Raw genomic sequence first — 25104 nt, 5'->3', positions numbered from 1 at the left:
ATGATGCGAGGAGTAGAAAATATGCTGAAATCAATTCCAAAGACACTAATCAACAGAGCAGAAAAACTTGAAGAATATTATAAGCTTGCTTATCCGAAACTGGCACCTATGGTCAAACAGTGCTTTTTAAGCACCATAGAAACTACGGTAAAGCAATTGGAGGACGGCAGTTATTTTGTGATTACGGGTGACATACCGGCCATGTGGCTGAGGGATTCCGGCGCACAGGTAAGGCATTATGTGAAGTTCGCCAAAGAAGATAAGGAGCTTGACGAAATTATAAGAGGGGTACTTGAAAAGCAAATGGAAATGGTGCTGCTGGATCCTTATGCAAATGCCTTTAATGAAGCTCTTAACGGTTTGGGCCACAAGGATGAAACAGAATGCAATGACGGAGTATGGGAAAGAAAGTATGAAGTGGATTCTCTATGCTCACCGCTTTACCTGGCTCACAGCTATTGGAAGGAAACAGGAAGAACGGATATTTTTGATAAGAATTTTTTGAATATGGTGAAAAAGATTCTGGAGGTATTCCGTACCGAGCAGGATCATGGGGCAAAATCGCCCTACAGCTTCCAGAGATTTGAATGTGTTGAAACAGATACCCTGCCCATGGAGGGAAAAGGAAATCCGGTAGCTCCCTGCGGCATGACATGGTCCGGCTTCCGTCCTTCTGATGACCGCTGCATTTACGGATATCTGGTGCCCGCCAATATGATGGCGGTAAAGGCATTAAGCTATGCAGCAGATATAATGAATACTTTTTACAGTGCTGAGAATATTGGAACTGAGTGCAGTAAACTGGCGGAAGAAATCAAAAAAGGGATTGAAAATAATGCAATAGTTAATTATCCTGAAATTGGAGAGATTTATGCCTATGAAACAGACGGCAGGGGAAATTATGTGTTAATGGACGACGCCAATTCCCCCAGTCTTCTGGCAATACCGTATCTGGGCTATGCGGATGCGGAGGATGAGATGTACAGGCGTACAAGGTCGTTTGTCCTTTCAAAAGAAAATCCTTATTATTTTGAAGGAACAATAGCAAAGGGCGTGGGAAGCCCCCATACTCCCGATGGTTATGTATGGTGCATCGGCATTATTATGCAGGCTCTGACCTCTTTAAGCAGAGAGGAAATAATGAATTGTCTTGAAATGTTAACCGCAACTCATGCAGGCACTAATTTTATGCATGAATCTTTTGATCCGAACAGGCCGGAGGTGTATACCAGGCCCTGGTTTGCATGGGCAAATTCCCTGTTGGGGGAATTGCTGGATGATTTGATGGAAAAAGAATTTTTCTAAGAGAAGGAAAGTAAAGATGCCATTATTGGCTGCGTTCATATAAATGATAGGGTAAACTACCGGAAGGTCAGCGGAAAGGAGTAAGCATGAGTATCCATATAAACAGATTGCCGGATTGTGTGCGGCTGGTCACAGAAACGGGAAAGTATTTCTGCCGGCAGGAGGGCAGCAGGCTGGGGCTATGAACTGATTAAATATGATTTTGCCACATTTGAGTTTGAGGATGGACGGCCCACCCATTTGTTCCTGGCTACCGGGAATGGTGATGCCCCTTATCAATTTACCCATACATGGAATATGGTTATTCCCATAAAAAATGATTGATTATAGAAGTCAGGCTTCCTGCTCAGCGGATGGCCTGGCTTCTATTTGTATATCCTCCAGATTAATCTTTATGAAATTCTGCAAGGTATCCTTTATAAAATCCTGTAAGTCAGTCATTATGCAACCATACAACCGCCTTGTCTTTGCAGAAAGATTCTGTTATACTATTTCTTGGACTTTATGGATGATTTCTCCATTAATGCCCTTTCGAATCTTTTGGAAAAGTATAGTATAAAGAAGAAGCAAAAAGCCAAAATAAAAGAAACTGGAAAAAATAATACAGAAAAATAATACGGTAAAAGAATACAGGCAGAAAAGGCGGATGTAACATGGAAGCACATCTTTATAAAAATAAATTTACCCACTATATCCTTATTATAGTAGGAACCATTCTTATGGCAGTATCCGTTAACCTGGTATATGAGCCTTTGCAAATGGTAACAGGGGGCCTGTCGGGACTTGCCATTGTAATAAAGAAGCTGACAGGTGTATTTATCGAAGGCGGAATACCATTATGGATTACCAACCTGGTATTAAATATACCCTTGTTTATTACCGCGGTCATTGTCCGGGGAAAGACCTTTGTAAAGCATGCCCTGTTTGCAGAGGTAAGCTTTACCATAGCCCTTGCTCTGGTACCGACGGAGTTTAATTTTGTAGGACAGGATTACCTCCTGGCAGCAGTTTTCGGAGGCGTTATCGGAGGGGCTGGAATCGGCCTTGTGTTTGCGGCCAATGCATCCACCGGAGGCACTGACCTGCTGGCCATGATTATCCACAAATTCAAGCCCTATTACACAGTGCCGAGAATCCTGACAGTGGTAGACGGTGTTGTAGTAATAATCGGTATTATGAGCTTTGGCATCGTTAAAGCCCTTTATGCCATTATTGCGGTATATATTACCGCAAAAATATCCGACAGCATCCTGGAAGGACTTAAATTTGCTAAAATGGCCTATATTATATCCGATGAATATGAGCGGATAGCGGACAAGATTATGGCGGAGCTGGACAGAGGGGTAACAGGCATATCGGCAACGGGCATGTATTCCAACCGGGACAAAAAAATGCTTTTTTGCGTGGTTTCCAAAAAAGAAATCGTTGAATTGAAAGAATTAGTAGCGGAAGTTGATCCCAAGGCTTTCATCATTGTGAGTGATGCAAGGGAGGTCATGGGGGAAGGTTTTAGAGAATATAGACAGTAATTTTGGCAGACAATCAGCGAAAATCCGGTAAAAGTACTTATTTTCGAGATGAATATACAAAGTACACAAAACGGCAAAAATTAATTTGTTGAATTGAGATATGGCGCTGGGGGTGCTAATAGTGTATAGTAAAACATATAGTAATAGTACAAGACAGAGCACATGATGGCATAAAAATTTAGGGAGGAAATTATAAAAATGGCAAGTCTATCTTTAAAGAACATCAATAAAACATATCCTAATGGTTTTGTAGCTGTTAAAGATTTTAATCTTGAAATTGCTGATCAGGAATTCATCATCTTCGTTGGACCTTCAGGCTGTGGAAAATCCACAACATTACGTATGATAGCAGGTCTTGAGGAAATCACTGGCGGTGAATTATGGATTGGTGATAAATTAGTAAATGATGTAGAACCCAAGGACAGGGATATCGCGATGGTTTTCCAGAACTACGCTTTGTATCCTCATATGTCAGTTTATGATAATATGGCATTTGGTCTTAAGTTAAGAAAGACTCCGAAGGATCAGATTGATCAATTAGTTCGTGAATCTGCAAGAATTCTTGAGATTGAGAATTTATTAGACCGTAAGCCGAAGGCTCTTTCCGGTGGTCAAAGACAGCGTGTTGCTATGGGACGTGCAATTGTTCGTAATCCTAAAGTATTCCTTATGGATGAGCCTTTATCAAACCTTGATGCTAAATTAAGAGTACAGATGCGTATTGTAATTTCTAAATTGCACCAGAGATTACAGACCACTTTTATCTATGTAACACATGATCAGACAGAAGCTATGACACTTGGAACAAGAATCGTTGTTATGAAAGATGGCATTATTCAGCAGGTAGATTCACCTCAGAATCTGTATAATACGCCTAACAATTTATTTGTTGCAACATTTATCGGTTCTCCTCAGATGAATATTATTGAGTCTACCGTTGTAAAGAGCGGAAATACAGTTGCTTTACAGTTTGGCTCACATTCCATCAAATTGCCGGAAGCAAAAGGTAAGAAAGTACTTGAAGGCGGATATGAGAACAAGACAGTTATGTTAGGTATTCGTCCTGAAGATGTGAAAGATGAAGAAATGTTCATCAGCAGCTCACCTGACAGCGTTGTTAGCGCAACTGTAAGAGTATACGAATTATTAGGTGCTGAAGTTTACCTGTATTTCTCAGTAGACGAGTTCGATGTAACGGCAAGAGTAAATCCTCGTACAACTGCAAGACCTGGCGATACAATTAAAGTAGCATTTGATTTAACAAAACTTCATGTATTTGATAAGGAAACAGAGCAGGTTATTACACACTAATACCTGTGCATATCACAAGCCTGCTTGTGATACTGCTAAAATAGAAAGATTAAAAATGCAACGCATTTTTTAATCAAATAACGGAATAAAGTAAAATTCACATAAAAGAAACAGAGAGTCAATTGTATTGAACTCTCTGTTTTTTTGCGTAAAAGACAGAATCTTTGCAAATAATACATAATATTAACAAATATGATAAAAATTTACATCATAGATTGAAAAACCAGGAGAAATTAGGTATTATAGACTAGTGTATAAAAGCAATTTTAAAGAATAACTGACTGTTTTTATACAAATATAATATGGGTAAAAGGAGTACTTGAATGTATTGTGAAGAGTGCGGAACCAAAAATGTGGAAGGAGCGAAATTTTGCGAAGCCTGTGGTGCAAAAATGGCAATACCGGCACCAAAAATAACAGTAACGGAGCAAAAAAGAGCAGAGCAAAAAACCACGGAACCAGAGAAATCAGAGCTGCCAAAAACAGAGCCAACAAAAGCAGAACCAGTAAGAACGGAGCCAGTAAATGCAGTGGCAAATACGAAACAGGTCCCGGCAAAACCTCCTATGAAAACATGGCAGAAAGCAGCAATTGTATGTGCAATTGGAATAATTATTCTTATTTTTGCAGCTTTTAAGATGGGGCAGTCATATTACAGCCCTGAAAAAGTAACGAAACGCTATATGAGCAGCGTTCAGAAGGAAGATTGGAAAGAAGCCTTTTCCTATCTTGATATTAAAAAATCAAAATTTATTAATGTAAACAGCTTTAAAGAAGCTCTAAGCAGTGAGCTGGGATATGAAAAAGTAAAAAATTTTAAGGTGCTGCAAGGCATAGAAAAGGCTGGACGCACCGATAAGGACAGTATTGGCCTTACAAGAAATATGAAGGTTTATTACATATCGGACAATTCCTCAGAGCAGCAGGATATAACGGTAAAGCTCGTAAAGCTTAAGAAAAAGGAATTCCTTGTTTTTAATAAATGGAAAGTATCTCCGGAAACATTACAGGTTTCGGATTATTCAATTGCTGCTCCGAGCGGAACGGAGCTATTGGTGGATGGACAGAAAATATCTGCTAAAAATATTGAATCCACAGAAGATGGAATTGATTATTATACAATAAAAAGCATGTTAAAGGGAAAGCATAAGGTTAAGATAACTTCTCCCTATATAGAGGATGCGGAAGAAGAAGTATATCCTGAAGACGGAGGATACGAAGATTCCCTGGTTAACGAAATCACCATAAAGCCTGATATCGTAAAGGGCCTGATCAAACAGGCGGAAGAAGATTACACTGCTATTTATAAGGCTGCCTTTGAGAAAAAGGATTTTGACAGCATAAAGGCACTGTTCTCATCGGATAAAGAAGTACAAAGCCGTATCCGGCAGAATTATGAAAGCTTGCTGGGGGATATGGAGCATGAAGACGGAACAAGTATAACGAAGCTTACACTGCATGATTTTAGCGGAGAGCAGGAATATGTCCTGTATTCAAGTATTTTCCTTCAGACATTCAGTATGAAGGTAACCTGTGATTATGATTATACCTCCAAGAACTGGTGGACAGGAGAGCTGGAGGATCAAAGTGATTCCAATGAAGACAGCTATGAAGTTACCTATCAGCTGGAGGGGGATAAATGGGTAATCGCATCCATTTACCTTAATTCAATATACTATTACTAAGAGGAGGACAATTCTTATGGGAAAATTTTGTATACATTGCGGCAGAAAATTAGAGGATGGTGAAGTATGCGGCTGCCTTAACAGCCAGAAAACAGATACGCCCTGCAAGGAAGAGATATCGGACATAATAGTGCAGGAGGAATTACCCCTGCCCCTTGCAGCGGCAAAAGAGGCAAATTATGAGACAACTGGTATCGGGATACAGGAAGTAAAGGCTATGGCGGCAACTTCCAATGTCTATCTGAAGAAGCTTTTTGACATTATTATAAAAGTAATAAAGAAACCTGATACCGGATTAAGAAGCTATATAGAAAAGCCGGAAGTAAATATAGCGGTTGGGATCATTGTCCTTGAAAGTCTGCTGTATGGATTATACCTTACGCTGTTTTTTCAGAAGATGAATGCGGCCATCAGCTCTTTGATGGGACAGATGATGGGTTCCTTCGGAGGCCTGTTTGGAGGCAGCGGCGTATCTTTGAATTATAGTTTCCCCCTTGTGCGGATTTTTATCGTATCAGTAATATGGAGCATTGCGCTTAATGGTATACTGGCAGGAATCGTACTGATATTAAATAAGTTAATTTCCAATGGACAAGCTGACTATAAGAGTATGCTATGTGTAGTTTCCGGAAAAAGTATTGCTATGATACTGATAACCGCGATTGCTGTTATAATAGGCTTTCTTAACCCGATGTATGGCTTGGTATGCTACTCCGCGGGAGCCATCTTAAGCTGCTTATATTTGTATGCATCTGCAAAACCGGTTGTTTCAAATGCAGATAAGCTTATCTATATTGTATTCTTATCCCTGATTCTTATTGTAGTTGTAAATCTCATTGCATTTAAATTAGGCTATAAGCTATATCTTCCAAAGGATATAACATCTTCCCTTGGTGGAATGAGCGGGTTATATTAGATAAAATTTAAAGGGCAGCGTTTAGCGTTACTTTGTTGACGAAAATGCTGCCCTTCTTTTCGCTTTAATGCATTTTTACACCACAAATATATATGGATGGAAGCTCGGATTAACTTATGGTACCCGAGTTGACATTAATTTAATGAATAAACTATATGGAAAACAGGCTGATTTAATATTATTGTACGAAAAATAATATTAAATTTATATAAATTTTATTTACTTTTTACGAAATCGATGCTAAAATAGTGGTTATAAAAAAATATAAAATGAGAACGTTAAGAAAAAGGAGTGACAATATGATATCAAATCAAATCCTGCAAAGTACCATAGAAGGTCTGAAAGGCATTACCAGGATTGACCTTTGTGTGATGGATACGGAAGGAAAGACATTAGCAACCACTATTAATAATGCCGACGATTATGAAAATGCGGTTCTTAACTTTGTAGATTCCCCTGCAGACAGTCAGGTACTTCAGGGTTACCAGTTTTTTAAGGTGTTTGATGAGCATCAGTTAGAGTATGTAATCTTAGCAAAAGGTGACAGCGATGACGTATATATGGTAGGAAAGATTGCGTCCTTTCAGATACAGAACCTGTTAGTGGCTTATAAAGAAAGATATGATAAGGATAACTTTATTAAAAACCTTCTGCTTGATAACCTGTTGCTGGTGGATATCTATAACAGGGCAAAGAAGCTGCACATTGAGACAGATGTAAGAAGAGTCGTTTTTATTATCGAGACAAAGAACGAAAAGGATATCAATGCCCTTGAAACAGTAAGAGGACTTTTCTCCGGCAAGACAAAGGATTTTATCACTGCCGTGGATGAGAAGAATATTATTCTTGTAAAAGAGCTTAAGCCCAATGAGAACTATGACGATATGAATAAGACAGCAAAAATCATATTGGACATGCTCAATACGGAGGCTATGACCAAGGTTCATGTGGCATTCGGTACCATTGTCAATGAGATTAAGGATGTTTCAAGATCCTATAAGGAAGCCAAAATGGCTCTGGATGTCGGAAAGATATTCTATAGCGACAGAAACGTGATGGCTTACAGCAATCTTGGTATCGGACGTCTGATTTACCAGCTTCCCATGCCTTTATGCAAGATGTTTATCAAGGAAATCTTTGACGGAAAGTCTCCCGACGAATTTGATGAAGAGACATTGACCACCATCAATAAGTTCTTTGAAAACAATCTTAACGTATCAGAGACCTCCAGACAGTTATATATTCACAGAAATACTCTGGTCTACCGTCTGGATAAACTTCAAAAGAGCACCAACCTGGACTTAAGGGTTTTCGAAGATGCCATTACCTTCAAGATTGCCCTGATGGTTGTGAAATATATGAAGTATATGGAAACACTGGAATACTAGAGAGAAGCTTAAGATATCATATTGTTGGGATAAGAGGGTTAGGGCTTTCTCTTTTGGCTCTCCCTCTTTGTTTTTTTCGGATAAAGAGCAGGGTTTAGAAAGGTATAAAGCAGAATGAATTACAGCAGGAACAAAGAAATAGACGATGCAGATGCACCGGTTATTGTTTTTGACCGGGTATCAAAGGCTTACCAGAAAGGAATCCCTGCCATAAATAATATCAGCTTTCAGATAAAAAAAGGTGAATTTGTTTTTATTGTTGGCAGCAGCGGTTCGGGAAAATCGACATTGATCAGGCTTATCTTAAAGGAGATTGAACCGACAAACGGGAAGATTTATGTAAATTTTAAAGATTTGACACGAATGAAACACAGACAGGTGGCAAAATACAGAAGGGGAATCGGTGTAGTGTTTCAGAATTTCCGTCTGTTAAAGGACCGTAACGTATATGAGAATGTAGCATTTGCCCAGAGAGTAGTTGAAGTACCGGGAAGCACTATCAGAAGGCAGGTGCCTTTCATGCTTTCCCTGATGGGATTACTGGAGAAACAGAATTCACTGCCCACGCAGCTATCCGGCGGAGAACAGCAGAGAGTGGCGCTGGCAAGGGCACTGGTCAATAATCCGGTGATTTTATTAGCCGACGAGCCCACCGGTAATCTGGACCCGAAGAATTCCTGGGAAATTATGAAGCTGCTGGAGGATATCAATAAGCGGGGAACTACTGTCGTTGTGGTAACACATAACAAGGATATCGTTGACAAAATGCAAAAGAGGGTGATTACCATGAATAAAGGTGTGTTAATCAATGATGAGCAAAGAGGTGGATATTCCAATGCGTATTAGTACAGTAGCTTACAGCATGAAGCAGGGCTTTAAGAATATCCGCAGGAACCGCATGTTTTCTGCGGCTTCCGTTGGGACCATTGCCGCTTGTTTGTTTCTCTTTGGTATCTTTTATTTTGTGGTGGCGAACTTTCAGTATATGGTTAAGACAGCCGAAACTTCAGTGGGAGTAACGGTTTTTTTTGATAAAGGTATCAGCCAGGAGCAGATTGATAAAATTGGGGATGAAATCAAAACCAGAGCGGAAGTTGCTTCTGTTGAATTTCTATCCGCAGAGAAAACCTGGGAAAATTATAAGAAAAGATATGTGAACAAGGAGCTGGCCGAGAGCTTTGGAGAGGATAACCCCTTAAAGGATTCAGCCTCTTATTCGGTCCGCTTAAACGATGTTTCCATGCAAAAAACGCTGGTATCTTACATAGAGGGACTTGACGGAGTAAGGCAGGTAAATTATTCCGATGCCGTCGCCAATACCTTTAAAAGCTTTAATGCCCTTGTAGGGTATGTATCGGGAGCAATCATAATAATTCTCTTTGCCGTGGCAATATTTTTGATAAATACTACGGTTACCATGGGAATTGCCGTAAGGAAAGAAGAAATCGCAATTATGAAATTAATCGGAGCAAAGGATTCCTTTATCCGCGCACCGTTTATTGTAGAAGGAGTAACCATCGGCATTTTAGGCTCGGTCATTCCTCTTGGATTTTTGTACATAATGTATAACAAGCTGATCGTCTATATTTCCGGAAAATACAATAATATTTTCCAGACCTTTCATTTTATTGAGGTTAATGGTATATTTAAGACACTGGTACCCCTGTGCCTGATTTTGGGAGTGGGAATCGGTTTCTTTGGCAGTTTTCTGACAGTAAGAAGGCAGCTTCATTTAAAGGAAGGGAAATAGGAGCTGGACGAAAGAAAAGGAAGAGGTGCGGATGAAAAAGGAATTAAATACAGATGCTAAAAACCATCCTTTCAATAAGAAAAAATTTCTAATCAGAAAAAGCAAGCTTTTTATGGTTTTCTTTCTGGTCTTTATTTTTGCCGGACAAAGTGTTCTGGGCTATGCGGGAGAAATTGATAAGGCAAAAAATAATAAAACAGCACTGGAGCAAAAAAAGGAAGAAACAGAATCTAAAATAAAGGAATTAGAAAAAGAAAAAAATGATATACTTAACTATATCGAAAAACTGGATATGGAGTTAAACAAGCTGACTGGTGAAGTCGATAAGCTTGAAGGAAAGATTAAAACAGCAAACAGTAATTTAAAAGCAACAAAGGCAGAATTAGCAAAAGCAAAGGACAAAGAAAAAGAACAGTATTCCATTATGAAAAGCCGCATTAAGTATATGTATGAGAATGGAGATATAGGGATTTTAGAGATACTCATACAATCCGATAACTTTTCCGATATGCTTAACCAGATGGAATATAAGGAGAAAATCACAGAGTATGATAATGGGCTTTTAGAGAACTATAAGCGCCTGAAAGAGGAGGTAACCAAGAAGGAAAAGGAGCAAAAGGCCCAGTTAGAGGAACTTAAAAATATAAAGGATGAGAAAACCTTCGAACAGGGTACAATAGAGAAGCTGGTCAAGGATAAAGGGACAGAGGTCGCCAAATACGAGGGCAATATTGAGAAGAGCCAGACATTGTCCGCTCAGTACAGCCAGAAGATTGATGACCAGGAAAATGTAATTGAACAGCTTTTAGAGGCGCAAAGAAAGAGAATTGAAGAAGAGGAACGAAGGAAGAAGGAGGAAGAAGAACGCAGGAGAAAGGAAGAGGAAGAGAAAAGAAAGCAGGAAGAAGAAAACAGAAAACAGCAGGAAGCTCAGAACTCAGGGACAGATAATTCTTCAGCGGATAATAGTTCTTCTGACAATAATAGCGGTTCTTCCGATAATAGCTCTTCTGATAACGGTGGTTCTTCCGGGGCTTCAGTTCAAGGCTTTATCTGGCCTGTTCCTTCCAGCAGCAGAATTACCTCCGGTTTCGGGTACCGCAGCCAGCCTACGGAAGGAGCGAGTACATACCATAAGGGAATTGATATCGGAGCACCTACCGGAACGAAAATCATAGCTGCGGCAGGAGGCAGTGTGGTAACGGCAGCTTATAGTGTTTCAGGCGGTAATTATATTATGATTTATCATGGAAACAGTACCTATACTATCTATATGCACTGTTCCAAGCTTCTGGTATCTGCGGGAGATGAAGTGAGCCAGGGACAGGAGATTGCTTTGGTCGGCTCAACGGGTATATCGACAGGCTCCCATCTGCATTTTGCTGTTACGGTGAACAACGATTATAAGAATCCGTTGAATTATGTCAGCAATTAGAGCAGACAGAAATACAGAAGCAAAAGACAATAGATTAGGGGCAGCCCAGGACCGACTGACCCAGAAAAGAGGTTAAAAGCGATGAAGAATAAATTTCTCAACGGATTTTTATCCGGGTTGGCCGCAACATTTGTTATCATGGCAATTGTTGTTACAGTCTTTGCAAACAAGATAAATGAAAATCTCACAAGGGAAAATACAAATGTAAAGACAGAGAATACCAGTGCTGCAAAGACCGAGGTCACAGACCAGGATGTCATGGAAAAGATTGATAGACTGGAAGGTCTGATAAATAAATATTATATGGAAGATGTGGATAAGAACACCATGGCAGAGGGGATATACAAAGGACTGCTGTCAAGTCTGAAGGACCCTTATTCCGTATATTATACCAAGGATGAATATGCGGCTTTAATGGAATCCTCCAGCGGTATTTATTATGGCATTGGAGCAACGGTATCCGCAGATGCAAAGACTGGAATTCTTTCCATTGTGAAGCCCTTTGTGGGCGGTCCTGCTAACAAGGCAGGTATTTTGCCCGGAGATGTGCTGTATAAAGTAAACGGAGAAGAAGTAACGGGCAAGGATATTACAGAGGTAGTCGGTAAAATCAAAGGCGAAGAGGGTTCGAAGGTAACTGTTTCCATTATAAGAGAAGGTAAATCGAAGCCCGTTGATTATACCATAGTAAGAAAAAAGGTTGAAGTTCCTACCATTGAATATCAAATGCTGGATAATAAAATCGGATATATTGCAGTTTCCGAATTTGATGAAGTAACTGCCGAGCAGTTCCGCGCTGCTGTTGATGACCTTGAAAAGCAGGGAGAAAAAGGGCTTGTTATAGATATCAGAAATAATCCCGGCGGACTTCTTGATACCGTAGTGGATATGTTAAAACGTATGCTTCCTTCAGGAATGATTGTTTATACCGAAGATAAATATGGTAACCGTGATGAATACAAATCCGATGGCAAGGAAGAATTTAATAAGCCTTTGGCTGTCCTTATTAACGGCAACAGCGCCAGTGCTTCAGAAATCTTTGCCGGAGCTATTCAGGATTATAAGAAGGGAACTCTTGTTGGTACCACAAGCTTTGGAAAGGGTATCGTACAATCCATCCTTCCTTTAAATGACGGAACAGCCATTAAGGTAACGGTTTCCAAATATTATACGCCAAAGGGAAGAAATATCCATAAGATTGGTATTACACCGGATGTAACGGTAGAGCTGAAAGAATCACTTCGCCAGAAGGTAGTAATTGATAAGAGTGAAGACAATCAGCTTCAAAAAGCTTTACAGATACTGAATAAGCAGATTAAAGAAAAGTAATAGATGTGGTAAATTTTCTCTTCATAAAAATATAATAACAAAGCTGGAAAAAGCAGGAGCTGATATCAAGGGATTACTGTAAAAAGTAACAAGGAATCCGATATTGGCTGCCTGCTTTTCTATATCTGGATATAGAACAGACATTCGAAAAATTATTGCATTCAAAATTCAGATATGATATAATGACTTGAAATTATTCGATATTTGGAAAAACTGCGTCATTATGGGAAAGGGATGTTAAAGCATGCCTGGGAAGCCCATACTGATAGAAGAATAGAAGGATACAGTAAGACAAAAAGAAAGGATAGCAGCATGAGTGATTTTAAGCTAGTATCGGAGTATGCGCCCACAGGGGACCAGCCCGAAGCGATAAAACAGCTTGTAAAGGGTTTTAAAGAAGGAAACCAATTTGAGACCTTACTTGGTGTCACCGGGTCCGGTAAGACCTTTACTATGGCAAATGTAATCCAGGCCTTGAACCGCCCTACTCTCATAATTGCCCATAATAAGACTCTGGCGGCACAGCTCTATGGTGAATTTAAAGAATTCTTTCCTGAGAATTCCGTTGAATATTTCGTCAGCTACTACGATTATTACCAGCCGGAAGCATATGTTCCCTCCACAGATACTTATATAGAGAAGGATTCCGCAATCAACGATGAGATTGATAAGCTGAGACACTCTGCCACTGCGGCACTTTCTGAGAGAAGAGATGTTATTATTGTAGCCAGCGTTTCCTGTATCTACGGCTTGGGAGATCCCATTGATTATCAGGAGATGGTTATTTCCCTGCGTCCCGGTATGGTCAGGGAACGGGATGAGATATTAAGAAAACTGGTGGACTTGCAGTACACCAGGAACAACATGGATTTTAAGCGCGGAACCTTCCGTGTAAATGGAGATGTAGTAGAGATATTCCCCGTAACCTCCGATGACCGGGCAATCCGGGTGGAGTTTTTCGGGGATGAAATAGACCGTATTACAGAGATTGATGTTCTTACCGGTGAAATTAAATGTACGCTGGAGCATATTGCAATCTTTCCCGCCTCCCACTATGTGGTGTCTCAGGAGAAGCTGGAGGGAGCCATTAACACCATACAGGAAGAGATGGAAGAGAGGGTGCGTTACTTTAAGAGTGAGGACAAGCTCTTAGAGGCACAGAGAATTGCAGAAAGGACCAATTTTGATATAGAGATGCTAAGAGAGACGGGTTTTTGCTCCGGTATTGAGAATTATTCCAGACATCTATCCGGGCAGGCACCTGGCAGTACACCCCATACGCTCATAGACTATTTTCCTGATGACTTCCTGATTATTGTAGATGAATCCCATATCACCGTTCCTCAGGTACGGGGTATGTATGCAGGGGACCAGGCCAGAAAAAGCACTCTGGTGGACTTTGGCTTCCGTCTGCCCTCAGCCAAAGATAACAGGCCCTTGAATTTTGGGGAATTTGAAAGTAAAATCAATCAGATGATGTTTGTTTCTGCCACCCCGTCCGTGTATGAGCAGGAGCATGAGCTTATGCGCACAGAGCAGATTATCAGGCCTACCGGTCTCTTGGACCCGGAGGTTTTTGTAAGGCCGGTTAACGGACAAATTGATGACCTGATCGGAGAAGTAAATAAAGAAACCGCAAATAAGAATAAGATTCTGGTGACTACGCTGACGAAGCGTATGGCGGAGGATCTGACCGACTATATGCGGGATGTTGGCATCCGGGTAAAATATCTTCATTCAGATATCGATACACTGGAGCGTTCGGAGATTATCCGGGATATGCGTATGGATGTCTTTGATGTTCTGGTGGGAATCAACCTTTTACGAGAGGGACTTGACATTCCGGAGATTACGCTGGTTGCCATACTGGATGCGGACAAGGAAGGCTTCCTGCGCTCGGAGACCTCTCTGATTCAGACCATTGGACGTGCTGCCCGTAATTCGGAAGGAAGGGTAATCATGTATGCGGATAAAATAACGGAATCCATGCATAAGGCCATATCAGAGACCAACCGAAGAAGGGGTATTCAGCAGAAATATAATGAGGAACATGGAATTACACCGACTACCATCCAGAAGAAGGTAAGAGAGTTGATCCGAATCTCCAAGAAAGCGGATAAGGACTTCTATAAGATGGATAAGGATCCGGAATCCATGACAAGAAAAGAGCTGGAGGGTGTAATAAAGAAGATTACAAAGAATATGCAGACCGCTGCGGCTGAGCTTAATTTTGAGCTGGCAGCCCAGTTAAGGGATCATTTGCTGGAATTGAAGAAGCAGCTGAATTCAATGGACGAAGATTAAGATAAAAGGTGCTGCCGTCGTAATATACTGTCTGATGCCGTAAATATACTTTAATGTAGTAAATGCGATAATTGAAAAAGGTTATATAATTTAATTTTTATTTAAATGCACAGCTATGTAATTGCGGGGCAAATAAAATATAGAGAAAAGCTACAGGTTTCAGGCTGTATAGATAAGAAACAGAAGGACATTAGATGCAATATCCGGAAGAGAGGTAATAATGGCTGATAAGAAACATTATATAAAAATCAGAGGAGCAAAAGAACATAATTTAAAAAATATCAGTGTCAACATTCCGAGAGATGAATTTGTCGTATTGACGGGGCTCAGCGGCTCCGGTAAATCCTCTCTGGCCTTTGATACCATATATGCAGAAGGGCAGAGAAGGTACATGGAATCTCTTTCCTCCTATGCAAGACAATTCCTGGGGCAGATGGAGAAGCCGAATGTTGAAAGCATAGAAGGACTTTCTCCGGCCATTTCCATTGACCAGAAGTCTACCAACCGGAATCCCCGTTCTACGGTAGGAACGGTAACGGAAATATATGATTATTTTCGTTTGCTATATGCCAGAGTAGGAATTCCCCACTGCCCGAAATGCGGGAAGGAAATCAAGAAGCAGACAGTTGACCAGATGGTGGATGAAATCATGCGCTTAAAGGAAGGCAGCAGGATACAGCTTTTGGCTCCCGTAGTAAGAGGTAGAAAAGGAGAGCATGTAAAGCTCCTGGAACAGGCCAAGAAGAGCGGTTATATCCGTGTTATGATTGACGGACATCTTTATGAGCTGACAGAAGAAATCAAACTGGATAAAAACATAAAACATACGATTGAAATTATTGTGGACCGTCTGATTGTAAAGACCGGAATTGAAAAGCGGCTTTCCGATTCCATTGAGAGTGTGCTTAAGCTTTCGGAAGGTCTGCTGATAATAGATGTGGGCGGGGAAGAGACCTTAAGCTTCAGCCAGAATTTCTCCTGTCCGGATTGTAATATCAGTATCGAAGAAATAGAGCCCAGAAGCTTTTCCTTTAACAATCCCTTTGGTGCCTGCCCGGAATGCCATGGACTTGGAATTAAAATGGAATTTGCAGAGGAACTGATTATCCCGGACGGCTCCTTAAGTCTTGCAGAAGGGGCCATTGCAGTGCTTGGCTGGCAGTCGGCAACGGATAAGTCCAGCTATACAAGATGTACACTGGAAGCCCTGGCAAAGGAATATAAGTTCAGCCTGGACACTCCCTATAATGACCTGCCGGATAATATCAGGCATATGATTATGCATGGAACCGGCGGCAAGGTAGTAAAGGTCAAATACAGAGGGCAAAGAGGCGAGGGAATTTATGATGTTGCCTTTGAAGGATTAATCAAAAACGTGGAAAGACGCTACCGGGAAACCGGTTCTGAAGGTACAAAGCAGGAATATGAGACCTTTATGAAGACCACACCCTGTAAAGAGTGCGGCGGTAAGAGGCTGAAAAAGGGAGCACTGGCGGTTACTGTCGGAGATAAAAATATCGCAGAGGTTACCGGATATTCCATCAGGGATCTGAGCGTCTTTATGAATAATCTGGATTTGACACCTACTCAGCTTAAAATCGGTGAACTGGTGTTAAAAGAAATCAGAGCCAGAGTTGGCTTCCTGATGGACGTGGGCTTGGATTACCTGTCCCTGTCCAGAGCTACGGGAACCCTTTCGGGCGGAGAAGCACAGAGAATACGTCTTGCCACCCAGATTGGCTCCGGTCTGGTGGGAGTTGCCTATATTTTGGATGAGCCCAGCATTGGCCTTCATCAAAGAGACAATGATAAGCTGTTAAAGACCTTAAAAAATCTGAAGGAGTTAGGCAATACGCTGATTGTAGTAGAGCATGATGAGGACACCATGTTTGCTGCTGATTATATTATAGATATCGGACCGGGAGCAGGAGAGCACGGCGGTGAGGTCATAGCAGAGGGAACCGCTGAAGAGATTATGCAGGTGGAGGAATCCATAACAGGAGCCTATCTGAGCGGCAGAATCAAGATTCCGGTACCCGAGGAAAGAAGAAAGCCAACGGGATATCTCACTATCAAGGGTGCCAGCGAGAATAATCTTAAGAATGTTACAGTAGATATTCCACTTGGTATTATGACCTGTGTAACGGGTGTATCCGGTTCCGGCAAGAGTTCTCTGGTAACAGAGATTCTTCAAAAACGCCTTGCCAGAGATTTAAACAGGGCCCGCTGCATCCCTGGAAAACATGCCGAAATGCTTGGAATAGAGAGATTAGACAAGGTAATTAACATAGACCAGTCACCCATTGGCAGGACACCAAGGTCCAATCCCGCTACTTATACGGGAGTATTTGACCAGATAAGAGACTTATTTGCAGCAACTGCCGATGCAAAGATGAAGGGATATACCAAAGGAAGATTCAGCTTCAATGTAAAGGGCGGACGCTGTGAAGCCTGCTCAGGCGATGGTATCATCAAAATTGAAATGAATTTCCTGCCGGATGTATATGTGCCCTGTGAAGTCTGCGGCGGCAAACGCTACAACCGTGAGACCCTGGAAGTCCGTTATAAGGGAAAGAATATCTATGATGTCCTTGATATGACGGTAGAGGAGGCTATGAAGTTTTTTGAAAATATGCCTTCCATCAGAAGAAAGATAGAAACCCTTTATGACGTAGGACTTTCCTATATCCGCCTGGGACAACCCTCCACAACATTATCCGGCGGCGAGGCCCAAAGAATAAAGCTTGCTGCAGAGCTTAGCAAGCGCAGTACCGGAAGGACAATCTATATCCTGGATGAACCTACCACAGGACTGCATTTTGCGGATGTCCACAAGCTTATTGAAATATTAAGGAGACTTTCCGAAGGCGGAAACTCCGTCGTAGTAATTGAACACAATCTGGATGTTATTAAGACAGCGGATTATATTATTGATATGGGACCGGAAGGAGGAGACAAGGGCGGCACTGTTATTGCCAAGGGAACTCCGGAAGATGTAGCGGAAATGCCCAATTCCTATACTGGTTATTATATTAAGAAAATGCTTGAGGAGCACAAAGAGGCGGTGGTATAAATGGAAAGTAATTTCTATGCCATGATATCCAGAATGAAATATATCGAGCGCTGGTCCCTGATGCGTAACTCCAGGCCTGAAAATGTTTCAGAGCATACCCTCGAGGTAAGTATTCTTGCCCATGCCCTGGCCGTAATCGGAAATAAAAGACTTAAAAAGAACTTGAATGGGGAGAGAGCTGCTTTAATAGCTCTCTTTCATGATTCCACGGAAATTATCACTGGTGACATGCCGACTCCTATTAAGTATTATAATAGGAACATGCAAACTGCCTTTAAAGAAATTGAAGGTGAGGCAGCTAAAAGACTTCTTCAGATGCTTCCGAAGGATTTAAAAGAGGAGTATGAAACACTGTTCTTTCAGAAGGAAGAGGAAGTTTACCTTTGGAAGCTGGTCAAAGCTGCGGATAAGCTTTCGGCCTTAATTAAATGCATTCAGGAGGAAAAGGTCGGAAACACGGAATTTGCCAGTGCAAAGGAGAGCATTTCCAAAGCTATAGAAGAGTTGGGTGTTGAAGAAGTTAATATTTTTATGGAAGAGTTTCTGGCGTCCTATTATAGGAATCTGGATGAGCTGACAGGAGATACCGAAGAGAGTCCGCGGTGAGCTGACAGGAGATGCAAAAGAGGGTCTGCGGTGAGCTGACAGGAGATACCGAAGAGAGTCCGCGGTGAGCTGACAGGAGATACAGAAAAGGGTCCGCGGTGAGCTGACAGGAGATACAGAAGAGGGTCTGTGGTGAGGTGACAGGAGATACAGAAGAGAGTCCGTGGTGAGGTGACAGGAGATACAAAAGAGAGTCTGCGGCGAGCTGGTGACGATTGACAGGTGATTATGGGATTGCCAGCTTTCAGAAAGTCTGTTATAATAGTAAAATATTTTGGACTGGCATATGTGTAAGAAACACAGCCGGACATGAATGGTAACTTTTGAGAAGAAAAAATGGAAATCGTATTAGGAGGAAAAACCAGTGGATAAGGAAATGGTAATTGTCCTTGATTTTGGCGGACAGTATAATCAGCTCATTGCAAGAAGAGTCAGAGAATGTAATGTTTACTGTGAAGTATTGCCCTACAATACAAGTATAGAAAAAATTAAGGAAATAGCACCCAAGGGTATCATCTTTACAGGAGGTCCTGCCAGTGTTTATGCAGAGGATGCACCTCACTGTGAGAAAGAAATCTTTGAGCTTGGAATACCGGTACTTGGTATCTGTTATGGCTGCCAGTTAATGACTCACCTGTTAGGCGGTAAGGTAACCAGCGCAACAGTTAGAGAATATGGAAAAACAGAAGTAACAGTCAATGGAAAGTCCTTATTATTTAAAGGTGTTACCGAAACCTCCGTCTGCTGGATGAGCCATACCGATTACGTAGAAAAACTTCCGGAAGGCTTTGAAATAACAGCCACCTCTGCCTCCTGTCCGGCAGCAGGACTGGAAATGCCTGCGAAAAAGCTTTATGGAGTACAGTTCCATCCGGAGGTAGTTCATACCCAGGAAGGCACAAAGATGCTTCATAACTTCCTATACGAAGTATGCGGCTGCTCTGGAGATTGGAAGATGGATTCCTTTACCGAACAGTCCATTAAGAAATTAAAAGAGAAGATCGGTGATAAGAAAGTCCTCTGTGCCTTATCCGGCGGTGTAGATTCCTCCGTTGCTGCGGTTATGATAAGCAAAGCCGTTGGAAAGCAGTTAACCTGTATCTTCGTAGACCATGGTTTGCTTCGTAAGAATGAAGGAGACGAGGTCGAGAAGATATTTACCGAGCAATTTGACGTTAATTTCGTAAGAGTAAATGTTCAGCAGAGATTCTATGATAAATTAGCCGGTGTATCCGAACCGGAAGCAAAGAGAAAGATTATCGGGGAAGAATTCATCCGTGTATTTGAAGAGGAAGCCAAGAAAATCGGAACCGTAGAGTACCTGGTACAGGGAACCATTTACCCGGATGTTATCGAAAGCGGCTTAGGAAAATCAGCCGTAATCAAGAGCCACCACAATGTAGGCGGACTTCCTGACTATGTTGATTTTAAGGAAATCATCGAGCCCTTAAGAGACTTATTCAAGGACGAAGTACGAAAAGCCGGTCTTGAACTTGGAATTCCGGAAAAACTTGTCTTCAGACAGCCTTTCCCCGGCCCTGGTCTTGCCATCCGTATTATCGGAGATGTGACCGAAGAAAAGGTAAAGATAATACAGGAAGCTGATGCCATCTACCGTGAGGAGATTGCCAATGCAGGCCTTGACAGAAGCGTAGGACAGTACTTTGCAGCTCTAACTAATATGCGCTCCGTTGGTGTAATGGGTGATGAGAGAACCTATGACTATGCAGTAGCATTAAGAGCTGTTACTACTACGGATTTTATGACTGCGGAAGCAGCCGAATTACCTTGGGAAGTACTTGGTAAAGTGTCTTCAAGGATTGTAAATGAAGTGAAACATGTAAACAGAGTACTCTATGACTGCACGGGGAAGCCACCGGCTACGATAGAGTTTGAATAGCAGCAACGAGTCTGGGAAGCCTTATAAATAGGGCGTTCCCGGACTTTTCTTTTGTTTCTGCTACTACTTTGCTACTAACCGCAACTATCCTTTTTCTTAGTTCTCATGTGGCTTATAGTAGAATTTAGTGACAATACAGCGCATGCTTTTATTGTATGGCTGATATTAAAGTTGATATTATACAATGTTTCGAATTGGCATTTGGATTACCTTTCCAGGTACCTTTTCTTTTGGAACAGGACCAACTGGTGTTGGTGGAAAATTAGCTGTAACTGTTTCTTCCACGGTATCTTCAAAAATATCTAATGAAAAGATATCATCTGGTGAAGCCGGGGTAGGAATTGCTTTTTCACCTAGATTTTGAAGATTATCAACCAATTCTTTCTGTTTGTGTGGAAACATGTGCGAGTAAGTGTTCAGCGTTGTGGATACTTTCTCATGCCCAAGTCTGTTAGCAATCACAAGTGCATCGTAGCCCTCATTTATAAGAAGGGAAGCGTGTGAGTGCCTTACGTCATGAATTCGTATTTTCTTTACACCAGAAGCATTGGAACCACGTTTCATTTCATGTGCAAGAAATGATTTAGTAAAAGGAAATAATCTGCTCTTAGGATCAAGCATATACTGTCTATCCATATAATCCTTTACTTCCTGAAATAGAAAGTCTGGAATAGGAACAGTACGTTTGCTTTTCTTGGTCTTTGGAGTAGTAATAACATCTTTTCCTTTGCTACGAGAGTAGGTCTTGTTGATACGAATGCTCTTTTCAGTAAGGTTAATATCTTCCGCAGTAAGAGCTAATAGTTCACCTTCTCGAATACCTGTCCAGTAGAGAATTTCAAAACACATATAGGATACAGGTTTGTCTTTGATTGCGTCTCGAAAAGCAAGAAATTCATCCAGTGTCCAGAATTCCATTTCTTCGGCATTGCTCTTTCCCATGCTTCCTGCTTTGCCACAAGGATCAGTGTTAAGGTCATAAAAGCGTTTAGCATAATTCATAATGCAGCTAAGCTGATTATTGATAGACTTAAGATAAGTGTCTTTGTACTCGTGAGAGTCTCGCATAATCTGCGTCTGCCATCTTCGAATGTCCGTAGCTTTAATCTCATTGATTGGCATTTTGCCAAAGTAGGGAAGAATCTTTGTCTCGTAAATATTCTTCTTGTGCTGGATACTGCTTTCTTTTAGCCTGCCTGACATATCTTCTATATAAATCTCATATAGAGCTTGGAAGGTCATATCAGGATTGGTGGATTGCTTTTCCAGAAAGTCTCGTTCGAATGCAAGTGCTTCCTTTTTTGTGGCGAAGCCTCGTTTCCACTTTTGTCTGTTGACGCCTTGCCAGTCCTTGTAATAGAATTTGGTGTACCATTTACCAGTTTTGTCATCTTTGTAAGCTGGCATAAAAATCATCTCCTTTATCTAATTGTGTTATCGCTTGCAGACTGATAGAACATCAGTTTTGCAATGCATTTATCTAAAGGCTATGATATAATCTACTTGTCTAGGGTGATTATAATTGCCGTTTAGGTTAGATCACTTCAGCTCTGGTGTTAGCGCACTGGAGCTATTTTTTTGTTGAAATCTTAATTCTCATTATCCACTTTTACTATGTGAATTTTTTTCATAGAAATATCTTTTTTGCCTTCTCGTTCTCGTTTCTCTTTCATAATCTGAGCTGACATATTTGAAAAATAACTGTCGGAATAATATGCGATCATTTCTTTTTTCCAATCGGAGAAATTTTCTTCTGTCATCCTTTGAGATTGAACAAGCTTCAATTTATTCATCCAATTTTCCATGAATAAACATAAATCAGTATTGTATTTTGCATCTGCCTTGCCATCAACAGTCAGAGAAGAAGTCCAATTTGGATCTTCTGGTGGTTTCGTATTAGAAATACCAAAGGATAAGTCTTTGATTTTAGTGATTTCAAATAGTGCATTGATCACATCACCTAATGTATCGAATTTATAGTAACGATCAGGATCATTTCTATCTACAAGAGAAATAGTAGGAGTCTCAATACCTAGTAGTTCTTGCCAGGGAATATCGAGTTCATTAGCAATTTCTTTTATTGTAGAAACAGAAAAATCAATTTCGCCAGCCTCATATTTTTGAATCGTTCGTTCCGATTTATTTAATCTGTCAGCGAGTTCTTTTTGACTGACCTTTTTATCCTTACGTGCTGCTTGTATGCATTTGCCTATATCTGTGGCAGAAAAATGTTGCATTTTGTAAGCGTCAGAAGACATTTCTATCACCTTACCTTTCATAAAACCGTATTTAAAGTACATGAAATATGTACTATGTGTAAACTATAACATAACAAAACACGAATTACAAGTACATGTTTTTGAAAATATCTATTGACAGTACGTGAAAAAGATAATATTATAATAACACGAAATATAAATGCGTATTAAATTGGATTTTGAAATGAAAGTACGTATTTTAAATTCTATTATAGAAGAAGGAGGAGTTTTATGGTAGGTAGTAAAGAAGCATTTATTGATGTAGAAGAAGTACGTGAAGTACTAAGCATTGGGAAAACAAAGGCATATGCGATTATTAAATCTTATAACAGAGAGCTTGCCGCCAAAGGATTTCTAACCATTCGTGGCAGATGCCCTCGTAAGTACTTTGAACAGAAGATTTACGGATATGCAGACTACTACAATCCAGCTGAGGATTTAGAAAAAAAACAGCTGGTGGTAGACGAAGAAAGTAATTACCAGACAAAAGAAAAAGCCCTTACCGATTAGGAAAGGACTTGATTGTAACAAGCCAAAGCCTGCTACTTGTATCTCGCAAATACAGTATAGCTGAGTGCTCTGGCTGTTGCAATCAGAAAATATGTTTGGCTCAATTTGCAACTTGAAACATTTATTATGATGAAGCCGTAACGGCAGGAGGACGATTTATGTATTTTAAAGAACAAAACATTTTATTATGTGCCATTGACCATGGATTTTCAACAATCAAGACACCACATTTTATTTTTGACAATGGGGTTGAAGAAATTGGCACAGAAGCAACATTGGAAGCAAAGACAATGGAGTGCAAAGACACTTTTTATAAAATTGGAGAAGGCAGACTTCCGATGAAAGACACCAAAATAGAAGATGAAGATTATCTGCTACTAACATATGCAGCAATTGCTAAGGAAATCGAATATTATGGATTGTCTGGTGAAGATGAGGTAAGGGTAGTAGTTGCTGCAGGACTTCCGTTTACCAGATTTGGAGAAGAGAAAGTTAGCTTTAGCAATTATCTGAAACGAGGAGTTGTAACCTTTGTATATGAAGGGAAAACCTATTTCATAGAAATTGAAGAAGTTCTACTATATCCACAGTGTTATGCTGCGGTAGCAAATATTTTAGGTAAGCTGGCACCAAATCAGCTTATTGTAGATATTGGTTCCAAGACCATTGATATAATACACAACAAGAATTATGTTCCAGTGGAGCGAGAGTGTATCACGATTCCAGAAGCATTAATCAATTGCATGGCAAATGTCAATAAGGCAGTATTTCGGAGGAAAAACCGTTACCTAGACGAAAGTGATATTCAGGATGTGATGATGACTGGAACATCCAATCTTCCGAAAGAAATTACGGAAATTGTGCAGGATCAACTTTATATCTTTGCTGAAAATGTAGAAGCTCAGTTGAAAGAAAATGGGTTCGATCCAGAACTCACACCGATTGTATATGTTGGCGGTGGGGCTACTGTTATGAAACTCTTTGGACGAATCAGAGGAGCAAACATCTGCTATCAGGAAGACGTAAAGGCAAATGCTATTGGTTATGAATATCTGGCATTACAGAAAGTGTACAGGTGGTTGCATGAGTAATAAAGATATGTCTCAAACCGTTCCTTTTCGCCTGAATCTTAATCATGATGAAGATTCTCTGGTCTGGGGTTTGTTACTATCCATGGAAGAAGAACCGCGAAAAAGCCTCTTTGGAGATAGAAGCAAGTTTATCAAATGGGTTTTGGCTAAATATGCCAGAGAAGAACTTAATTTTGATGATGAGAAAAAACGGTTGGAATTATTGCGGAGAGATTTTGTTCAGTCAGTCCAGTATGAAATCAAAGTGATTGTTCAAAGAGAATCGGAAGTCATTATGGAATCGCTTGAAAAAGCAGTAGAGCTTGCAGTATCAAAAGCAGTGAACGAAGTTCTTAAGGCAGTGGTGGCTGGTGGGATTTCTGTGGGAACGCAGGCAGTAGTAACATCAGCAGAGCAGAAAAGCGCAGTAATTCCCGAAGAAGCAGAAGTTCCGAAAATGGGAGTTTTGCCAAAAGTGGATGTAGATAATGAACTTCCCACTTCAGCACTCAGTTTTTTGGATAGTTTTTAATGGATGTAGCTGCTTGGAATTGTTATAAATATCTGGATTTGTGGATGAAAAGCAGTGATACAAACTGTATTACATCCGCAAATCCATATCTCAATTTGTAATAACAGACCCAGTGGCTGTGATACAACTTGTAATAAGTACAGATGGGTTTATCACATTCTGTACTTACCATATATCAGGGGTCTTAGGGGGATACTATCCCC

The 25104-nt window shown here is 40.7% G+C and carries 20 protein-coding genes; 18 read left to right on the top strand and 2 right to left on the bottom strand.

Annotated elements, in window-relative coordinates:
* Window positions 1–21 precede the first annotated feature (21 nt).
* The 15 genes from BUB77_RS21420 to guaA all read left to right on the top strand — a co-directional run bounded on the left by BUB77_RS21420 (window position 22) and on the right by guaA (window position 20531).
* Entirely contained in the window at window positions 22–1305 is a 1284-nt protein-coding gene (locus BUB77_RS21420; protein ID WP_073279008.1) for a glycoside hydrolase family 125 protein, read from the top strand.
* A gap of 117 nt (window positions 1306–1422) precedes the next feature.
* Window positions 1423–1629, top strand: coding sequence for a hypothetical protein (locus BUB77_RS21415; protein WP_073279007.1), 207 nt, complete (start codon window positions 1423–1425; stop codon window positions 1627–1629).
* Window positions 1630–1958: 329 nt separating this feature from the next.
* Complete coding sequence (locus BUB77_RS21410) at window positions 1959–2834, top strand: YitT family protein (RefSeq protein WP_073279005.1); 876 nt, start codon at window positions 1959–1961, stop codon at window positions 2832–2834.
* Window positions 2835–3032: 198 nt separating this feature from the next.
* Entirely contained in the window at window positions 3033–4145 is a 1113-nt protein-coding gene (locus tag BUB77_RS21405) for an ABC transporter ATP-binding protein (protein ID WP_073279004.1), read from the top strand.
* Window positions 4146–4468: 323 nt separating this feature from the next.
* Window positions 4469–5830 carry a zinc-ribbon domain-containing protein gene (locus BUB77_RS21400; RefSeq protein ID WP_073279002.1) on the top strand — a complete coding sequence of 454 codons (1362 nt, stop codon included), beginning with the start codon at window positions 4469–4471 and terminating at the stop codon, window positions 5828–5830.
* Window positions 5831–5846: 16 nt separating this feature from the next.
* A complete protein-coding gene (locus tag BUB77_RS21395; protein WP_073279000.1) occupies window positions 5847–6746 on the top strand; it encodes a hypothetical protein in 900 nt (299 codons plus the stop codon).
* A gap of 299 nt (window positions 6747–7045) precedes the next feature.
* Window positions 7046–8134: a PucR family transcriptional regulator gene (locus tag BUB77_RS21390; RefSeq protein WP_073278999.1), complete on the top strand. Its 1089-nt coding sequence runs from the start codon at window positions 7046–7048 to the stop codon at window positions 8132–8134.
* Between the two features lie 114 nt (window positions 8135–8248).
* Entirely contained in the window at window positions 8249–8980 is a 732-nt protein-coding gene (ftsE, locus tag BUB77_RS21385) for a cell division ATP-binding protein FtsE (protein WP_084124561.1), read from the top strand.
* Complete coding sequence (gene ftsX / locus BUB77_RS21380; RefSeq protein ID WP_073278997.1) at window positions 8970–9884, top strand: permease-like cell division protein FtsX; 915 nt, start codon at window positions 8970–8972, stop codon at window positions 9882–9884. Before ftsE ends, ftsX begins: the two co-directional genes overlap by 11 nt.
* A 31-nt stretch (window positions 9885–9915) precedes the next feature.
* A complete protein-coding gene (locus tag BUB77_RS21375; RefSeq protein WP_084124559.1) occupies window positions 9916–11319 on the top strand; it encodes a murein hydrolase activator EnvC family protein in 1404 nt (467 codons plus the stop codon).
* Window positions 11320–11400: 81 nt separating this feature from the next.
* A complete protein-coding gene (locus BUB77_RS21370; protein ID WP_073278995.1) occupies window positions 11401–12648 on the top strand; it encodes a S41 family peptidase in 1248 nt (415 codons plus the stop codon).
* Window positions 12649–12960: 312 nt separating this feature from the next.
* Complete coding sequence (gene uvrB / locus BUB77_RS21365) at window positions 12961–14952, top strand: excinuclease ABC subunit UvrB (protein WP_073279080.1); 1992 nt, start codon at window positions 12961–12963, stop codon at window positions 14950–14952.
* 220 nt (window positions 14953–15172) lie between these two features.
* Window positions 15173–18025, top strand: a complete 2853-nt coding sequence (gene uvrA / locus BUB77_RS21360) for an excinuclease ABC subunit UvrA (RefSeq protein ID WP_073278994.1) — start codon at window positions 15173–15175, stop codon at window positions 18023–18025.
* A complete protein-coding gene (gene yfbR, locus BUB77_RS21355; RefSeq protein ID WP_073278992.1) occupies window positions 18026–18631 on the top strand; it encodes a 5'-deoxynucleotidase in 606 nt (201 codons plus the stop codon). It abuts the gene before it with no gap.
* Window positions 18632–18995: 364 nt separating this feature from the next.
* Window positions 18996–20531, top strand: coding sequence for a glutamine-hydrolyzing GMP synthase (guaA, locus tag BUB77_RS21350; protein ID WP_073278991.1), 1536 nt, complete (start codon window positions 18996–18998; stop codon window positions 20529–20531).
* A 177-nt stretch (window positions 20532–20708) separates the two neighbouring features.
* Here guaA and BUB77_RS21345 read toward each other — a convergent pair whose 3' ends face one another.
* Together BUB77_RS21345 and BUB77_RS21340 are read right to left on the bottom strand one after the other, a co-directional pair.
* Complete coding sequence (locus BUB77_RS21345) at window positions 20709–21938, bottom strand: site-specific integrase (protein ID WP_073278989.1); 1230 nt, start codon at window positions 21936–21938, stop codon at window positions 20709–20711.
* A gap of 182 nt (window positions 21939–22120) precedes the next feature.
* Complete coding sequence (locus BUB77_RS21340) at window positions 22121–22789, bottom strand: helix-turn-helix domain-containing protein (protein ID WP_073278988.1); 669 nt, start codon at window positions 22787–22789, stop codon at window positions 22121–22123.
* Window positions 22790–23020: 231 nt separating this feature from the next.
* Between BUB77_RS21340 and BUB77_RS21335 the strand changes: the two genes are divergently transcribed.
* The 3 genes from BUB77_RS21335 (at window position 23021) to BUB77_RS21325 (ending at window position 24901) form a co-directional block, all read left to right on the top strand.
* On the top strand, window positions 23021–23299 hold the full coding sequence (locus BUB77_RS21335; protein WP_073278986.1) for a hypothetical protein: 279 nt from the start codon (window positions 23021–23023) through the stop codon (window positions 23297–23299).
* 158 nt (window positions 23300–23457) lie between these two features.
* A complete protein-coding gene (locus BUB77_RS21330; protein ID WP_073278985.1) occupies window positions 23458–24390 on the top strand; it encodes a ParM/StbA family protein in 933 nt (310 codons plus the stop codon).
* Window positions 24383–24901, top strand: coding sequence for a hypothetical protein (locus BUB77_RS21325; protein ID WP_073278984.1), 519 nt, complete (start codon window positions 24383–24385; stop codon window positions 24899–24901). The genes BUB77_RS21330 and BUB77_RS21325 overlap by 8 nt, the downstream gene beginning before the upstream one ends.
* Window positions 24902–25104: the final 203 nt, after the last annotated feature.

Origin of the sequence: Anaerocolumna jejuensis DSM 15929 (assembly GCF_900142215.1) — a bacterium.
In the GTDB taxonomy this organism is placed as follows: domain Bacteria; phylum Bacillota; class Clostridia; order Lachnospirales; family Lachnospiraceae; genus Anaerocolumna; species Anaerocolumna jejuensis.
This window is presented reverse-complemented; position numbering and strand designations above follow the sequence as displayed.

Excerpts from the sequence above, each read along its gene's own strand:
- BUB77_RS21400 (WP_073279002.1), top strand. The coding sequence starts at position 4,469 with ATGTATTGTGAAGAGTGCGGAACCAAAAATGTGGAAGGAGCGAAATTT.
- BUB77_RS21370 (WP_073278995.1), top strand. The coding sequence starts at position 11,401 with ATGAAGAATAAATTTCTCAACGGATTTTTATCCGGGTTGGCCGCAACA.
- BUB77_RS21375 (WP_084124559.1), top strand. The coding sequence starts at position 9,916 with ATGAAAAAGGAATTAAATACAGATGCTAAAAACCATCCTTTCAATAAG.
- yfbR (WP_073278992.1), top strand. The coding sequence starts at position 18,026 with ATGGAAAGTAATTTCTATGCCATGATATCCAGAATGAAATATATCGAG.
- BUB77_RS21390 (WP_073278999.1), top strand. The coding sequence starts at position 7,046 with ATGATATCAAATCAAATCCTGCAAAGTACCATAGAAGGTCTGAAAGGC.
- uvrB (WP_073279080.1), top strand. The coding sequence starts at position 12,961 with ATGAGTGATTTTAAGCTAGTATCGGAGTATGCGCCCACAGGGGACCAG.
- BUB77_RS21420 (WP_073279008.1), top strand. The coding sequence starts at position 22 with ATGCTGAAATCAATTCCAAAGACACTAATCAACAGAGCAGAAAAACTT.
- BUB77_RS21340 (WP_073278988.1), bottom strand. The coding sequence starts at position 22,789 with ATGTCTTCTGACGCTTACAAAATGCAACATTTTTCTGCCACAGATATA.
- BUB77_RS21405 (WP_073279004.1), top strand. The coding sequence starts at position 3,033 with ATGGCAAGTCTATCTTTAAAGAACATCAATAAAACATATCCTAATGGT.
- BUB77_RS21345 (WP_073278989.1), bottom strand. The coding sequence starts at position 21,938 with ATGCCAGCTTACAAAGATGACAAAACTGGTAAATGGTACACCAAATTC.
- BUB77_RS21325 (WP_073278984.1), top strand. The coding sequence starts at position 24,383 with ATGAGTAATAAAGATATGTCTCAAACCGTTCCTTTTCGCCTGAATCTT.
- BUB77_RS21395 (WP_073279000.1), top strand. The coding sequence starts at position 5,847 with ATGGGAAAATTTTGTATACATTGCGGCAGAAAATTAGAGGATGGTGAA.
- uvrA (WP_073278994.1), top strand. The coding sequence starts at position 15,173 with ATGGCTGATAAGAAACATTATATAAAAATCAGAGGAGCAAAAGAACAT.
- ftsX (WP_073278997.1), top strand. The coding sequence starts at position 8,970 with ATGCGTATTAGTACAGTAGCTTACAGCATGAAGCAGGGCTTTAAGAAT.
- BUB77_RS21330 (WP_073278985.1), top strand. The coding sequence starts at position 23,458 with ATGTATTTTAAAGAACAAAACATTTTATTATGTGCCATTGACCATGGA.
- BUB77_RS21335 (WP_073278986.1), top strand. The coding sequence starts at position 23,021 with ATGGTAGGTAGTAAAGAAGCATTTATTGATGTAGAAGAAGTACGTGAA.
- BUB77_RS21410 (WP_073279005.1), top strand. The coding sequence starts at position 1,959 with ATGGAAGCACATCTTTATAAAAATAAATTTACCCACTATATCCTTATT.
- ftsE (WP_084124561.1), top strand. The coding sequence starts at position 8,249 with ATGAATTACAGCAGGAACAAAGAAATAGACGATGCAGATGCACCGGTT.